This is a genomic window from Rhizobacter sp. AJA081-3, from assembly GCF_017795745.1.
Lineage (GTDB): Bacteria > Pseudomonadota > Gammaproteobacteria > Burkholderiales > Burkholderiaceae_C > Piscinibacter.
On sequence record NZ_CP059067.1, the window covers coordinates 3,846,491 to 3,859,228 of the forward strand.

19 protein-coding genes are annotated in these 12,738 nt (G+C 70.9%); 8 read left to right on the forward strand and 11 right to left on the reverse strand.

All coding sequences use genetic code 11. The features are described from left to right. Window positions 1–10: 10 nt before the first annotated feature. Window positions 11–436, reverse strand: a complete 426-nt coding sequence (locus HZ992_RS18330; RefSeq protein ID WP_209383253.1) for a DoxX family protein — start codon at window positions 434–436, stop codon at window positions 11–13. 79 nt (window positions 437–515) lie between these two features. On the opposite strand from HZ992_RS18330, the gene HZ992_RS18335 reads away from it, so the two are divergent. Both HZ992_RS18335 and HZ992_RS18340 read left to right on the forward strand, forming a co-directional pair. Further along, on the forward strand, window positions 516–1,397 hold the full coding sequence (locus HZ992_RS18335; protein ID WP_209383254.1) for a LysR family transcriptional regulator: 882 nt from the start codon (window positions 516–518) through the stop codon (window positions 1,395–1,397). A 17-nt stretch (window positions 1,398–1,414) separates the two neighbouring features. Further along, a complete protein-coding gene (locus HZ992_RS18340) occupies window positions 1,415–2,227 on the forward strand; it encodes an alpha/beta hydrolase (RefSeq protein ID WP_209383255.1) in 813 nt (270 codons plus the stop codon). Here HZ992_RS18340 and HZ992_RS18345 read toward each other — a convergent pair. The 3 genes from HZ992_RS18345 to HZ992_RS18355 form a co-directional block, all read right to left on the reverse strand. Beyond that, entirely contained in the window at window positions 2,224–2,916 is a 693-nt protein-coding gene (locus HZ992_RS18345) for an ArsR/SmtB family transcription factor (RefSeq protein ID WP_209383256.1), read from the reverse strand. The two genes, HZ992_RS18340 and HZ992_RS18345, sit on opposite strands and share 4 nt — an antisense overlap. A 34-nt stretch (window positions 2,917–2,950) precedes the next feature. After that, window positions 2,951–3,289 carry an NIPSNAP family protein gene (locus HZ992_RS18350; RefSeq protein ID WP_209383257.1) on the reverse strand — a complete coding sequence of 113 codons (339 nt, stop codon included), beginning with the start codon at window positions 3,287–3,289 and terminating at the stop codon, window positions 2,951–2,953. 109 nt (window positions 3,290–3,398) lie between these two features. Further along, the gene (locus tag HZ992_RS18355; RefSeq protein WP_371816753.1) at window positions 3,399–4,292 is read right to left on the reverse strand and encodes an MBL fold metallo-hydrolase; all 894 of its coding nucleotides are present in this window, start codon (window positions 4,290–4,292) and stop codon (window positions 3,399–3,401) included. Between the two features lie 113 nt (window positions 4,293–4,405). On the opposite strand from HZ992_RS18355, the gene HZ992_RS18360 reads away from it, so the two are divergent. Further along, window positions 4,406–5,395: a LysR family transcriptional regulator gene (locus HZ992_RS18360; protein WP_209383259.1), complete on the forward strand. Its 990-nt coding sequence runs from the start codon at window positions 4,406–4,408 to the stop codon at window positions 5,393–5,395. On the opposite strand, the gene HZ992_RS18365 is transcribed toward HZ992_RS18360, so the two are convergent. From HZ992_RS18365 to HZ992_RS18375, 3 genes are read right to left on the reverse strand one after another with little or no spacing between them, the layout of a single operon-like run. Further along, a complete protein-coding gene (locus tag HZ992_RS18365; RefSeq protein ID WP_209383260.1) occupies window positions 5,371–5,901 on the reverse strand; it encodes a carboxymuconolactone decarboxylase family protein in 531 nt (176 codons plus the stop codon). The genes HZ992_RS18360 and HZ992_RS18365 overlap by 25 nt on opposite strands. 20 nt (window positions 5,902–5,921) lie before the next feature. After that, complete coding sequence (locus HZ992_RS18370; protein WP_209383261.1) at window positions 5,922–6,302, reverse strand: hypothetical protein; 381 nt, start codon at window positions 6,300–6,302, stop codon at window positions 5,922–5,924. Between the two features lies 1 nt (window position 6,303). Then, entirely contained in the window at window positions 6,304–7,299 is a 996-nt protein-coding gene (locus tag HZ992_RS18375) for a tripartite tricarboxylate transporter substrate binding protein (protein ID WP_209383262.1), read from the reverse strand. 164 nt (window positions 7,300–7,463) lie between these two features. Between HZ992_RS18375 and HZ992_RS18380 the strand changes: the two genes are divergently transcribed. Further along, window positions 7,464–7,814 carry a hypothetical protein gene (locus tag HZ992_RS18380; RefSeq protein ID WP_209383263.1) on the forward strand — a complete coding sequence of 117 codons (351 nt, stop codon included), beginning with the start codon at window positions 7,464–7,466 and terminating at the stop codon, window positions 7,812–7,814. A gap of 33 nt (window positions 7,815–7,847) precedes the next feature. Here the strand turns inward: HZ992_RS18380 and HZ992_RS18385 are convergent, their stop codons facing one another. The 4 genes from HZ992_RS18385 to HZ992_RS18400 all read right to left on the reverse strand — a co-directional run bounded on the left by HZ992_RS18385 (window position 7,848) and on the right by HZ992_RS18400 (window position 10,000). After that, window positions 7,848–8,159 (reverse strand): hypothetical protein, encoded by a 312-nt coding sequence (locus HZ992_RS18385; protein ID WP_209383264.1) that lies wholly within the window; start codon window positions 8,157–8,159, stop codon window positions 7,848–7,850. Continuing rightward, window positions 8,156–9,016 (reverse strand): Rossmann-like domain-containing protein, encoded by an 861-nt coding sequence (locus HZ992_RS18390; RefSeq protein WP_209383265.1) that lies wholly within the window; start codon window positions 9,014–9,016, stop codon window positions 8,156–8,158. The genes HZ992_RS18385 and HZ992_RS18390 overlap by 4 nt, the downstream gene beginning before the upstream one ends. Before the next feature lie 82 nt (window positions 9,017–9,098). After that, complete coding sequence (locus tag HZ992_RS18395; RefSeq protein ID WP_209383266.1) at window positions 9,099–9,494, reverse strand: hypothetical protein; 396 nt, start codon at window positions 9,492–9,494, stop codon at window positions 9,099–9,101. After that, window positions 9,491–10,000, reverse strand: a complete 510-nt coding sequence (locus HZ992_RS18400; protein ID WP_209383267.1) for a hypothetical protein — start codon at window positions 9,998–10,000, stop codon at window positions 9,491–9,493. Before HZ992_RS18400 ends, HZ992_RS18395 begins: the two co-directional genes overlap by 4 nt. On the opposite strand from HZ992_RS18400, the gene HZ992_RS18405 reads away from it, so the two are divergent. The 4 genes from HZ992_RS18405 to HZ992_RS18420 all read left to right on the forward strand — a co-directional run bounded on the left by HZ992_RS18405 (window position 9,993) and on the right by HZ992_RS18420 (window position 12,591). Then, window positions 9,993–10,229, forward strand: a complete 237-nt coding sequence (locus HZ992_RS18405; RefSeq protein ID WP_209383268.1) for a hypothetical protein — start codon at window positions 9,993–9,995, stop codon at window positions 10,227–10,229. The genes HZ992_RS18400 and HZ992_RS18405 overlap by 8 nt on opposite strands. 53 nt (window positions 10,230–10,282) lie before the next feature. Then, a complete protein-coding gene (locus HZ992_RS18410) occupies window positions 10,283–11,014 on the forward strand; it encodes a glutathione S-transferase (protein ID WP_209383269.1) in 732 nt (243 codons plus the stop codon). Window positions 11,015–11,056: 42 nt separating this feature from the next. Beyond that, entirely contained in the window at window positions 11,057–11,983 is a 927-nt protein-coding gene (ylqF, locus tag HZ992_RS18415; protein ID WP_209383270.1) for a ribosome biogenesis GTPase YlqF, read from the forward strand. A gap of 164 nt (window positions 11,984–12,147) precedes the next feature. Then, window positions 12,148–12,591, forward strand: a complete 444-nt coding sequence (locus tag HZ992_RS18420) for a GFA family protein (protein ID WP_209383271.1) — start codon at window positions 12,148–12,150, stop codon at window positions 12,589–12,591. Window positions 12,592–12,738: the final 147 nt, after the last annotated feature.

A 12,738-nucleotide genomic window follows, 5' to 3' on the forward strand; every position in this document is an offset into this window, starting at 1 on the left:
CGATGCCCCCTCAGGCGCCGCGCGGCGCGAGCCAGTCGCCTCGGCGCATTGCCCAGGCACCGTCGCCGATCAGCCACAGCACCAGCGAGGCGACGACGAGGAACACCGGGTACTCCCAGCCGCCGTTCGGGCTGGTGTGCACCCAGCCGTTGGGCACGTGCACCCAGGCCGCGGCCACCATGATCGGCAGCAACGCGAGCGCCACCTGCCGCGCGTAGACGCCGAGCAGCAGCGCCAGACCGCCGAGCAATTCGGCGGCGAACACCGGATAGGCCAGCAGCGACGGCAGGCCGATGCTGGCGAAGTACTGCGCAGTGCCGGGCAGCGTGAACACGAACAGCTTGAGCAGCGCGTGGGCGATCCACATCGTTCCCAGTGCGATACGCAGCAGGGTGGCGCCGAGGTTTGCAGCGTGATCGGAATGATGGGCGGTCATGGCCGCATCTCCTTGAAGTTGACGATGGCCACACTTTAGGATTGCAGCCTCGCCGTGAAAATCGGCGCGGAGGCAAACCATGAATGCACGAACGCAATACCAGATCGGCGCCGCCGAACTCGACGTGGTGCTCGCGATGGTGCGCAGCGGCACGCTCGCCGCCGCGGGCGAGCGGCTCGGTGTCGACGCGTCGACGGTGTTCCGCGCGCTGCAGCGCATCGAGCGCGGGCTCGGGCTGGCGCTGTTCGAGCGCTCGCGCAGTGGCTACCTCGCCAACGAGCTGGCGCAGGCGCTGGCCGAGCAGGCCGAGCAGGTCGAGGCCGCGCTCGAAGCCGCACGCTCGGCCGCGCAGCAACGGCCCGACCGCGTCGCCGGCACGGTGCGCATCACCACCACCGACACGATCCTGCACGGCCTGGTGGCGCCGGCGCTGAAACCCTTGCGTGCCGCGCATCCGCTGCTCGACTACGAGCTGCATGCCGGCAACGAACTCGCCAGCCTGACGCGCCGCGATGCCGACATCGCCGTGCGCGCCACGCGCCGCCCGCCGCAGCACCTGGTGGGCCGGCATGTGGGGCCGATCCGCGTGGCGCTGTACGCGGCGAAGAAGTCGGCCATCAAGCGTGTCGACGACCTCGACCCGGCCACGCCCTGGATCGCACCGGACGACGCCCTGCCCGATCACCCTTCGGTGGTCTGGCGCAAGCGCCGTTTCCCGAAGGTGCAGCCGGCCTACCGCGTGAGCAGCATCATGACGGTGATGGAGCTGGTCGCTCTGGGGCTGGGCGTGGGCGTGCTGCCGCTGTTCCTGGCTGCGCAGCGCAGCGATCTGCGCCAGCTCGGCGAGGTGCTCGACGAATGCCAGACCGAGCTGTGGCTGCTCACGCACCCGGAGTCGCGCCACCTGCGCCGGGTCGCGACGGTGTATGGTCACCTGGCCGAGACGCTGTCGCTGGACTGAACGCCACCGATTCCCCGATGAACCGACCCGCCCTGTTGCGCCCGATGCTGTACGCACTCACGCTGGCCGCGCTGCTCTATGCGGCGATCCTCGCGCTGCTCTGGTTCGGCCAGGAGCAGCTGCTGTTCCAGCCGACACCGCTGGATGCGGCCCACCCGCTGGCGCGCGAGCCCGACGTGCACGAGCGTTTCGTCGACGTGCCCGGCGCGCGGCTGTCGCTGCTGGAGCTGCGCCTGCCCGACCCGAAGGGCGTGGTCTTCTTCCTGCACGGCAACGCCGGCAACCTGGAGAGCTGGTTCGTCAACGCCGACTTCTACCGCCGCGCCAACTTCGACCTGGTGATGCTCGACTACCGCGGCTACGGCAAGAGCAGCGGGCGCATCGCCAGCGAGGCGCAGTTGCACGACGACGTGAGCGCGGTGTGGCTGCAGGTGGCGCCGCGTTATGCCGGCAAGCGCATCGTCTTCTACGGCCGCTCGCTCGGCACGGGCCTGGCCGCGCGGCTTGCGGTGCAGTCGCCGCCCGACCTGACGATGCTGGTCTCGCCCTACGAGAGCATGGTGGCATTGGCGCGCACGCACTACCCCTGGGTGCCGGGCGGGCTGCTGCGCTACCCGCTGCGCACCGACGAGCAGATCGGCCGCATCCGCGGGCCGTTGATGCTGCTGCACGGCGAGCTCGACACGCTGATCCCGCCGGCGCACAGCGAGGCGCTGCGCACACGCGCACCGCAGGCGCGGCTGGTGCTCGTGCCCGGCGGTGGCCACAACGACCTGCAGCAGTTCGACAGCTACCTGCAGGCGGTGTCGGCGGCGCTGCGCGCGCTCTAGCGTGCCTGGGCCGGCGCCAGGCGCGGCAGCAGCTGCCGATGCCCGACCGGGGTGAGCTCCACCTCGCGGCCGGTGCCACGGCGCAGCCAGCCCTTGTAGACACAATGCCGGAAGAACTCGTCGGCGAGTTGCCCGGCGAGGTGGTCGCGGCGCTCCGACCAGTCCATGCACGCATAGGCGAAGCGCCGCCGGCCGCTGGGCGCGGCCGGCTCGAGGCCGAGGCCGGCGAGCCAGGTGCGCCCGCGGTCCGTGAGCGCATAACCCTCGGGCACGGCCCGCAGGCCCTCGCCCGCGAGCAGCGATTCGAACAGCTGCACGCCGAGCCGTCCGGCCAGGTGGCCGTAGCAGCAGCGCGCCTCGCGCAATGCGCGACGCGCCGGGCGCGACCAGGCTTCGTCGCGCTCGCCTTGTTCGGCGACGAGCGCCAGCGCCTCCAGGGCATGCGCCACCTCGGGCCCGGCCAGCCGGAAGTAACGGTGCCGCCCGCGCGGCTCGCACACGACGAAACGCGCATCGACCAGCTTGGCGAGGTGGCCGCTGGCCGTGGCCGCGGTGACCGTGGCCGCCCGTGCCAGCTCACCCGCCGTGGCGAAGTCGCCCGACAGCAGGTGGCCGAGCATGCGCGAGCGCGCCGGGTCGGCGACCATCGCCGCGACACGGGCCAGCCGGGGTTCGTGCGGGGTCGCCATGGCGCTCAGCGTAGCGCAGCCGGCGGCGCGGCGGTCACGGCGCCAGCTCGCGGCGCCGCTCGCGCGTGCCGGCCACGTCCTGCAGCCAGCTGCGCTCTTCGCGCAGGATGAAGCGCTCGCGCTGCGCACGCTCGAAGTTCGCACGGCCTTCCGCGTCACGCCGCAGCGCGGCCCGGTAGCGCTCGTAGGCGGCCAGGTCGTCGAAGCCGATCAGGCCCCAGGCGACGTCGTTGCTGCCCTCGTACGGCAGGAAGTAGCCGATCAGCTCGCCGCCGCAGCGCGGGATGATGCGGCCCCAGGCTTCGGCGTAGGCCTGGAAGGCGTCGCGCTGGAACGGGTCGATCTGGTAGCGGATGAAGCAGGTCAAGGGCATGGCGGCGCTCGGGGCGATGGCTGCGTGAAGACGCACTGTGCGCCCCGCCGCGCCGCCGATGCTTCGGCCTGCGCCGAAGCATCAGGCCGGCTTGCTCACCACGCCGCGCTCACCACTTCATCTCGCCCTTGTTGACCTTGGCGCCGATGTCCAGCGCGATGCCCAGGCCCGCGGCCGGGTAGGCGGCTTTCATCGCGTCGATCAGCGCGGCGCCGCTGGCGGCCTTGGCCAGCTCGGTCTCGAAGCGCGACAGGTAGTTCTGGCTCCAGGCCAGCTGCGCGGCGTCCTGCTTCCAGCCCGGCAGTGCGTGACCCGGGATCACCGTGACCGGCTGCAGCGCGGCCATCGCGCCGAGCTTGCGGCTCCAGTCGGCACGCTCCTGCACGCTCTGCGTGTCGGCCGTCCACAGGTGCAGGCCGCCGAACACGTTGACGCCGCCGGCGATCGCCTGCAGCGACGGGATCCACACGTAGCTGCGATGCGGCAGGCCGTCGTCGAGGCCGCGGATCTCCAGTGTCTGGCCTTCCAGCGTGATCGTGTTGCCGGCCAGCGGCTCGGGCAGCGGCACGTTCTTCGGCGCGTTGGCGCCGAGCCGCGGCCCCCACACCTGCAGCTTGGCGGGCAGCGTGGCCTGGATCTTCTTCAGCGTCGGCGCGGTGGCCACCACCTTCGCGTCCGGGAAGTACTGCTTGAGCACCTCGATGCCGAAGTAGAAGTCGGGGTCGGCCTGGCTGATGTAGATGGTCTTCAGCGTCTTGCGGCTGTCGAGCACCATCGCCGCGATGCGCAGCGCATCGGCGCGCGTGAACCCGGTGTCGAGCAGCACGGCGTCGGTCTTGCCGGCGACCAGCACGGCGTTGACGTGGAAGCTGCCGGCATCGCCGTTGTAGACCTGCAGAGTCAGCGGCGCGGCGGCTGGAGCCGCCGCCTGCGCGGCGGCATCGCCGGCGACCACGGCCATGCCGAAGCCGAGCGGAGCGATCAGGCGGGAAAGGAGCTTCATCGAGTGCATGTCGGTACCCAGGTCAGTGAAGGAATGGGCGCACTGTATTGATTCGCTTCGAGTCGATAAACAGTAGACTGGTCCACAGTTTGTCTACTCATTCGATCAAATCCATGGACCGATTCACCGCCATGCAGGTGTTCACCGAGGTCGCCGAGCGCGGCAGCCTTACCGACACGGCTGCTGCGCTGGACATGTCGCGCGCGATGGTGTCGCGCTACCTCGAAAGCCTGGAGCAGTGGCTGGGCGTGCGCCTGCTGCACCGCACGACGCGGCGGGTCAGCCTCACCGATGCCGGCGGCGAAGCGCTCGAACGCTGCCGGCAGGTGCTCGAACTGACGCGCGACGTGCAGGCCGTGGCCGGCCAGCGCCGCGGCACGCCGCGCGGCAAGCTGCGCATCACCGCGAGCTCGTCGTTCGCGCAGGCGCACCTGGCCGGGCTGATGACGGAGTTCCTGCAGCAGCACCCGCAGACGCAGATCGAGCTGATCGCGCTGGAGCGGGCGGTGAACCTGGTGGAAGAGCGGATCGACCTGGCCGTGCGCATCGGCAACAAGCTCGACGACACGCTGGTCGCGCGCCGCCTCGGCGTGTGCCGCTCGGTGGTGTGCGCCTCACCCGCCTACCTGGCGGCGCACGGCACGCCGGCCGCGCCGGACGAGCTGCGCACGCACCGCTGCATCTCGCACGCCAACGTCAGCCGCATCGAGTTCCGCCTGCAGCGCGACGGCCAGGCGCCGTGCGCGCCGATCACGCCGGCGCTGCAGAGCAACGACACGGCGGTGGTGCGCCAGGCCACGCTCGACGGCGGCGGCATCGCGCAGCTGCCGACCTACTTCGTCGCCGACGACCTGGTGCAGGGCCGGCTGGTGCGCGTGCTGCCCGCGCACGAACCCGAGGTGCTGGGCATCCACGCGGTCTACCTGTCGCGCCAGCACCAGCCGCTGCTGCTGCGCGTGATGCTCGACTTCCTCGCCGAGCGCTTCAGCGGCGAGCTGGCGCCGTGGGACCGCGCGATCGAGGCGGCGGCGCGCACCGCACGCCCTGCACGCGGCCGCTCACGGGCCCGCACACCCACTCAAGGCCGTGGATCGTCGGCGTGAATCTGCAGCGCCTCGAGGAAGCGCGACACCATGTTGTACGAGGCGATGGTGGCCACCAGCTCGACCAGCCGGCGCTCGCCGAGGTGCTCGCGCACCGCCTGCACCAGCGGCGCCTCGACATGCACGTCGCGCGTCATCGCGTCGCACAGGCGCAGCACGTCGCCCTGCAGCGGCGTGAACAGATGCGCCGCCTCGCCCCAGGCCGGCAGCGCGGACAGCTGCGCCGGCGTCAGGCCTTCCTTCAGCGCGATCGGCTCGTGCTGCTGCGCCTCGTAGGGCGCGCCGTTGAGGTGGGCGATGCGCATGATGACCAGCTCGCGCAGGTCGCCGCCGAGTTCGAGCTTCTGCCGCACCTGCGTCATGAAACCGAGCCAGCCCTCGGCCAGCGGCGGGCTGTGCATCAGCATCTGGTACAGGTGCAGCACGCTGCCGCGTTCGGCGACGATGCGCTGCACCAGCGGCAACGCGGCGGGCGAGCTCAGGTCGGCGTAGGGGATGCGGGCCATGGCGTGGGGTGCGTGTGGGTTCAGACGACGAGCGCCGGGTCGATCTGGCGCAGCCGGTGGTCGACGTAGTAGCCACCGTACTCGGTGTACTGCAGGAACCCGCGGCCGCACTCGGCGCAGGCCCAGATCTCGCAGCGGTTGTAGGGAAAGTGGCTCGCTGCCACGGGCGCCGCCGCCGACCAGAAGTGGCTGCCCGGCCATTCTTCGACCGTGGGCTCGTCGACGGCCGGATCGCGCAGCGTGCCGAGATGCAGCAGCAGCGGTTCGCGCAGCGGCTGGCCGATCGACTCCCAGCCGGCACAGCGCAGGTTCGAGCAGGCGCAGTCCGCCGGCGCGGCGGCCGGGTCGGGCAGCGCCCGCAGGTCCTCGCGCGTCAGCTGCGCCGCCGCGCCATCGGCCATCTCAATCCGCCTTGATGTCGTTGGCCTTGACGATCTTCGCCCAGGTGTCGACCTGGCTCTCGATGAAGGCCTGCGCGGCGGCGGGCGTGCCGATGTTCGTCACGATGCCCTGTGCGGCGAGCTTCTCGGCCACCTCGGGCTGCCTCAACGCGGCATTGATCTCCTCGTTCAAACGCTTGACGATGTCGGCCGGCGTCTTCGCGGGGGCGAGCACCGCCCACCAGGCCGGCGCGTCGAAGCCGACGAAGCCGCTCTCGGCCACCGTCGGCACCTCGGGCAGGTTGGCGCTGCGCTGGCTGGTGGTGACGGCCAGCGCACGCAGGCGCTTGCTGTCGATGTGCGGCTTGGACAGGAACACCGAGCCCACCGCGAGCGGCACGTGGCCGGCGACGGCGTCGTTCATCAGCGGGCCGCCGCCGCGGTAGGGCACGTGCACCAGATCCAGCTTGCCGCTCTTGGCGAGCATGGTCACCGCGAGGTGGCCGAGGCTGCCCGAGCCGATGCTGCCGTAGCTGATGCTGGTGCCGCTCTTCGAGGCGTTGACCACGTCGGCGAAGCTCTTGTAGGGCGAGCTTGCCACCGTGGTGATGACCATCGCGCCAGTGCCGATCAGCGACACCGCCGTCAGGTCACGCTTGGTGTCGTAGGGCAGGCTGGCGATCAGGCTGGGGTTCACACCGTGGGTGTCGAACACCACCGCGAAGGTGTAGCCGTCGGCCGGTGCGTTGGCCACCGCCGCGGTGCCGATCGAGCCCGAGGCGCCACCCTTGTTGTCGACCACCACGCTCTGGCCGAGCCGTTGCTGCAGCACCGGCGCGAGGATGCGCGCCACCTGGTCGACCGAGCCGCCGGGCGGGAACACCGCGACCAGCTTGATCGGCTGCCTGGCCGGCCAGGCCTGCGCCTGCGCGGACGCAGGCACCACGATGGCCGCCAGCACGGCAGCCGTGGCCAGCGCGAGGCACCCGAGGGAGGACAACTTCGATCGCAGTTTCATGGGCGGCGTTCCGGTGGCTCGTGACAATGCGGGACAGGCCCGCGGTGCGCCCGAGTGTGCGAGAGCCCACCCGCGCTGTCGATGTGGAAAGCACGGGGGCAGGTCAGCGGGTTAGGCTAGCGCCCTGCGCCGCACATTTCGCGCCTTTCCTCCGCCCTTCCACGATGACCAAGCATTCCCTCGAACACTGGCTCGCCGACGCCGGCGACGCCGATGTCGCCACACTCGAGGTGCCGCCGGCGATCGACCGGATGCGTCGCTTCCAGGTCGACGTGCGCTTCGTCGTGCAGTGCCCGGCCGAGGGCACGCCGGCCTGGCACGCGATGACGGTGGAGGTCAACGGGCGTCGAGAGTGGTCGCGCCGGATCGACACGGCCAACCCGGGCCAGACCGACAGCCTGGACTACCACCTGCAGGTCGACCTGCCCGAAGGAATGGCGCTGCGTGTGCGCGCCACGACGCAGGTGCGCGCGGCGCGGCGCCGCCTGCTGCGCATCGAGGCCGAGGAACAGTGAGGCTCTGGCAGCCAGGCACCGCCCGTCATCACCTCACTTCATGCCCTGCGCGACCCACTGCAGCACGGCCTTCGCCGCCTCGTCAGACACCATCACGTGCGTGTGCACGGCGTCCTTCTCGTGCATCTCGTCCAGCCAGTGCTGCAGCGCCTGCGCCGGGTCACCTCGGCGCGCGGCGCTGTCGGCCAGGCTCCTGAACTTCGGCGCGGAATGCGCCTGAGCGCCGTGGCAGTTGAGGCAGCCGAAGTCGGCTGCCGCCTGGGCGCCGTCGGCGGCCATGGCCTGCGCCGCAACCAAGGCGAATCCGACGAAGAGCAATGCCGGTTTGAAGACGTGAAGCGTCATGGTGACTCCTTGGCGTGAAGATGGGCCGTGTCGAGCAGGCGGTCGAATCCAGGATAGCCCTCGCAGCCGAGCGAGAACTTGCGCGTGAAGCGGCCCCAGGGCTGGCCGGCGCGCAATGCAGCCTTGAAAGCCGGGGCATCGACCACCCAGCTGCCGCCCAGCGAGGTGACGCCGCGCGCGAACAGCGGGTCAGGCAGGCAGCCGGCGCCCGGGCCGATCAGCGCCACGCGCTGCGCATGGCGGCAGCGTTCGAGCAGCGCATCCAGCGTGTCGTTGAGCAGCACCGTGCTGGTCGAGAGGATCTTGTTGCAGAGCGCCAGCTCGCTCGCATCGAGCGTGACCTGCCAGCCCTCGCGCGGGCCCGAGAGCTCGGCGCGCAGCTCGAGCACGGTGAGCCGCGCGCCGGTGGCCAGCACCTGATTCACCAGCGGCGGGAACAGGCCGACCATGCCGAGGTGGTCGCCGGCGTGCAGGTCGAGGTCGCCGATCGAGCCGCCGGCCGCAGGCGGCAGGTAGCCGGCGCGGTCGAACAGGTGACGCGTGAGCGCGTTCACGGTGGCGAAACCCAGGGTCCGCTCGGCGCCCTGTGACTGCGCATACTTCCGCGCAAGCTCCGGCGCGGGCATGCCGACCAGTCCATCGAGCGATCCCGGCGCGCGCAGCCGCGCCAGCGTGTCGCCGAGCAGCACGAAGCTCAGGCCGAGCGAGCCGTCTTCCAGCTCGACGGCGCAGAACTCGCCGTCGCGCGTGCCGTCGGCCGCGGGCGGCGGCAGGTGCACGGCGCGCACGGCCGGCAGGGGCCCGCGGGCGGCCAGGCGATCGACGAAGTCGACCAGGTCGGAAGCGACGCTGTTCATGGCCGCACTCTGGCGGTCATCGCCCGGCCGCGCCTTGCGCTGCCACAGAAGATGGGCTGGGGCGCGCCGTCCACGTCGCGCCTCAGCGCCATGCATCGATGAGGCCCAGTGCCTCCTGCGGCGACAGGCCTGCCGTGGCGCACAAGGCATAGCCCTTGCGGATCGACACCCGGTACGGCAGACGGAAGACGATGGCATTCATCGGCGGAAGCTCTTCCTCCACGAGGTCTTCCATGCGCAGGTCCTCGTGGCGGCCGGCACCGCACAGGCGATCCGCCTCGTCGCGCCACTTGCGGATCACCGCCTCGCGGTCGGTCCAGGGTGCGACGTTCGACTTCACGAAGAGGTAGTGCAGGCCTGGCCGCAGCGCCTCGCGGTACACGCCGCCGGCCATCGGACTGGGCCCCTGGCCGAGATCGTGGCTGGAGGTGCAGGCCAGCAGCAGCGCAGGCAGCGTGAAGGCGAGCTGCCGCTTCATGGCGCGGCCCGGCGCAGCGCATCGTTGTCGAGCTGCATGAGTCTCGGGGAGAGGTTCAGCACCCGCTGCGGCGGTGACTGGCCGCGCCGCGAAAGCAAGGCGAGGTCGCGATCCAGCCGGTCGCTGACCACGAAGAAGACTCCCTGCACCTGCGGGATGCGGTATTCGTCGCGGCCCAGGCGCAGGTGGCTGATGAACTGCCCGAGGTAGGTCGCGCCGCCCGCCTCGACCCGGAAGGTCACAGCGCCCGGGTCGGCCAGGTAGACGTGGGCCGCCCAACCGTGCATCGGCGCGTTCTCGACGGCGGCGCCGACGAGCGCGTAGTCGCCGGCCGGCAGGCGCGCGACGAACAGGGTCCCTTTCGCGTCCGCCTCGCTCAAGTCGACCGGCGTGTCGAACAGCGGCGACAGCAGCCGGCCCGCCGTGCCCACCGGTGAATGGAACACGAACTCTCCCGGCGCTTGAGCAGGATCGCCTGCCACCGCGCGGAACTGCAGCGTGCTCAACTCGATCGTCGGCGCCGTGGCAGCGACGCCGATCGAGCCGAACACCAGGCCGGTGCCGGGGCTTTTGCCCTCGGGCAGCGAAGCGGGCAAGCGGGCGCTCGAGACGCAAGCGGTCGCCAGCACGGCGACTGCCAGGCAGAACAAGGCCAACAGTGCGCGGCCAAACCACATCGACGACATCCCCGGAATGCAGTGCCCTTATCGCATCTGCGCGGCCGGGCTCGCTTGACCGCGCGCAACGCCGGCCGGGGCGGCCCCGGGGCCGCAGGCTACAGTCCGCCCATGGGATACGAACTGCATTACTGGCCGGGCATCCAGGGCCGCGGCGAATTCGTGCGGCTCGCACTCGAGGCGGCCGGCGCGCCCTACACCGACGTGGCACGCGGCGACGAGGCTGCCGGCCAGGGCCTGCCGGCGATGCAACGCCTGCTCGATGACGACACGCAGGTGCATCCGCCCTTCGCGCCGCCCTTCCTGCGCGACGGCGCGCTGCTGATCGGTCAGACCGCGGCGATCCTGCACCACCTCGGGCCGACGCTGAAGCTGGTCGGGCGCAGCGAGCAGGCGCGCGTGTGGACGCAGCAGATCCAGCTGACCATCGCCGACATGGTCACCGAGGCACACGACACGCACCACCCGGTCGGCTCGGGCCTGTACTACGAAGACCAGAAGCCCGAGGCGCTGCGCCGCGCGAAGGAGTTCTGCAGCGCACGCCTGCCCAAGTTCATGGGCTGGTTCGAGCGCATCCTGACGCGCAACCCGGCCGGCGCGCGGCACCTGGTGGGCGGCAAGCTGAGCTACGCCGACCTGTCGCTGTTCCAGCTCGTCGAGGGCCTGCGCTACGCCTTCCCGACAGCGGCGCAGCGCGTGCTGGCCACGACACCGCTGGTCGTGCAGCTGCACGACCGCGTCGCTGCCGCACCGCGCGTGGCCGCCTACCTGCGCAGCGAGCGGCGCCTGCCGTTCAACGAACAGGGCATCTTCCGCCGCTACCCCGAGCTCGATCTTCCCTGATCCGCGGCGGCCCAGCCGCCCGGTCGCAGAAAGCACAGGCACATGGCCATCCAGTGGTTCCCGGGTCACATGAACTCGACGAAGAAGGCGATCGCCGAGCGATTGCCCGACATCGACGTGGTGATCGAGCTGCTCGACGCGCGCCTGCCCGGCTCGAGCAGCAACCCGCTGCTCGCCGAGCTGACGGCGGGCAAGCCGGCGCTGAAGGTGCTCAACAAGCAGGACCTCGCCGAACCCGAGCTGACCGCGGCGTGGCTGGCCCACTTCAACGCGCTGCCGGGCACGCGCGCGCTGGCGCTCGATGCCAGCGTCACGGCGCCGGCACGCGCGCTGATCGCCGCCTGCCGCGCGCTCGCGCCGCTGCGCGGCGGCATGGTCAAGCCGCTGCGCGTGCTGATCTGCGGCATCCCCAACGTCGGCAAGTCGACGCTGATCAACACGCTGGTCGGCCAGCGCGCCACGCTCACCGGCGACGAGCCGGGCATCACCAAGCTCGAGCAGAAGATCGTGCTGGCGCCGGACTTCTACCTGTTCGACACGCCCGGCATGCTGTGGCCGCGCATCACCGTCGAGCGCAGCGGCTACCACCTCGCGGCCAGCGGCGGCATTGGCCGCAATGCCTACGACGAGGAAGAGGTTGCGCTCGCGCTGCTCGCCCAGGTGCGCTTGCGCCATGCCGAGCGGCTGATCGCACGCTACAAGCTGGCCGACCTCGCCGCACTCACCGACGACGAACTGCTCGCCGAGCTCGGCCGCAAGCGCGGCGGCCTGATGGCCGGCGGGCGGGTCAACCTGCAGAAGGCCGCCGAGATCGCCATCAACGACTTCCGCAGCGGGGCCTGGGGCCGCATCACGCTGGAGTCGCCGCAGGAGTTCATGCAGTGGTGGGCGCAGGGCCAGGCGATCGAGGCCGAGCGGCGCGAGAAGCGCGAGCAGCGTGGCCGCGGAAAGAAGCAACCCTCCGCGTAGGCTGAGCTGCTTGCCTGTTCGGCGCCGTGCATCGTGGCTCGTCTCGGCAACGCTCGGACCCAGGCCATGCGACGAGAACAGCGATTCGGGCGGACTGCTCTTTGCAGCCAGTGGGAACAAGTTGCGCCGAAGACGGCACAGCGTCGAGGAAACAGGAGGCCAGCATGTCGAAACTTCAGGGCGGATGCCGCTGTGGCGCGGTGCGCTACACGCTGGCGCTGGATGCACTGCCGCGAACATACGCCTGCCATTGCCGGGACTGCCAGACGTGGAGCGGCAGCGCGTTCAGTCAGCAGGCTTTCCTGCCCGAGGCGTCGCTGAGCGTGACCGGCCCGCTGGCTGTCTATGAGCTGACCACCCCGAGCGGCAGGACCTCGATCCAGCGGATGTGCGCCGTCTGCCATGCGCGCGTCTACAACTCGAACAGTGCCCGGCCGGGCATCGTGGTGCTGCGCGCAGGCACGCTGGACCGAAGCGATGAACTGGACATCGTCGCCCACATCTGGGTCAAGCGGAAACAGCCCTGGCTGACGTTGCCGGAGTCCGTGCCGGCCTGGAGCGAGGCTGCCCCGGTCGCAGAACTTGTTCAGGCCCTGGCGCCGCGCTAGCGGTCGCTCGGACTGAGGACCTGCCGCAGGCGATCACGCTCACGGCAAGTCGTGCCGATGGGTCGGCAGTTGACCTGCGTCATCGCGCCGCGTCGACGCCCGGATCAATATACCTTTATGGGTATACGACTCGTCGAACGCCCGAGC

Coding starts and splice junctions, on each gene's coding strand:
- HZ992_RS18330 (WP_209383253.1), bottom strand. CDS start 436: ATGACCGCCCATCATTCCGATCACGCTGCAAACCTCGGCGCCACCCTG.
- HZ992_RS18335 (WP_209383254.1), top strand. CDS start 516: ATGAATGCACGAACGCAATACCAGATCGGCGCCGCCGAACTCGACGTG.
- HZ992_RS18340 (WP_209383255.1), top strand. CDS start 1,415: ATGAACCGACCCGCCCTGTTGCGCCCGATGCTGTACGCACTCACGCTG.
- HZ992_RS18345 (WP_209383256.1), bottom strand. CDS start 2,916: ATGGCGACCCCGCACGAACCCCGGCTGGCCCGTGTCGCGGCGATGGTC.
- HZ992_RS18350 (WP_209383257.1), bottom strand. CDS start 3,289: ATGCCCTTGACCTGCTTCATCCGCTACCAGATCGACCCGTTCCAGCGC.
- HZ992_RS18355 (WP_371816753.1), bottom strand. CDS start 4,292: ATGAAGCTCCTTTCCCGCCTGATCGCTCCGCTCGGCTTCGGCATGGCC.
- HZ992_RS18360 (WP_209383259.1), top strand. CDS start 4,406: ATGGACCGATTCACCGCCATGCAGGTGTTCACCGAGGTCGCCGAGCGC.
- HZ992_RS18365 (WP_209383260.1), bottom strand. CDS start 5,901: ATGGCCCGCATCCCCTACGCCGACCTGAGCTCGCCCGCCGCGTTGCCG.
- HZ992_RS18370 (WP_209383261.1), bottom strand. CDS start 6,302: ATGGCCGATGGCGCGGCGGCGCAGCTGACGCGCGAGGACCTGCGGGCG.
- HZ992_RS18375 (WP_209383262.1), bottom strand. CDS start 7,299: ATGAAACTGCGATCGAAGTTGTCCTCCCTCGGGTGCCTCGCGCTGGCC.
- HZ992_RS18380 (WP_209383263.1), top strand. CDS start 7,464: ATGACCAAGCATTCCCTCGAACACTGGCTCGCCGACGCCGGCGACGCC.
- HZ992_RS18385 (WP_209383264.1), bottom strand. CDS start 8,159: ATGACGCTTCACGTCTTCAAACCGGCATTGCTCTTCGTCGGATTCGCC.
- HZ992_RS18390 (WP_209383265.1), bottom strand. CDS start 9,016: ATGAACAGCGTCGCTTCCGACCTGGTCGACTTCGTCGATCGCCTGGCC.
- HZ992_RS18395 (WP_209383266.1), bottom strand. CDS start 9,494: ATGAAGCGGCAGCTCGCCTTCACGCTGCCTGCGCTGCTGCTGGCCTGC.
- HZ992_RS18410 (WP_209383269.1), top strand. CDS start 10,283: ATGGGATACGAACTGCATTACTGGCCGGGCATCCAGGGCCGCGGCGAA.
- ylqF (WP_209383270.1), top strand. CDS start 11,057: ATGGCCATCCAGTGGTTCCCGGGTCACATGAACTCGACGAAGAAGGCG.
- HZ992_RS18420 (WP_209383271.1), top strand. CDS start 12,148: ATGTCGAAACTTCAGGGCGGATGCCGCTGTGGCGCGGTGCGCTACACG.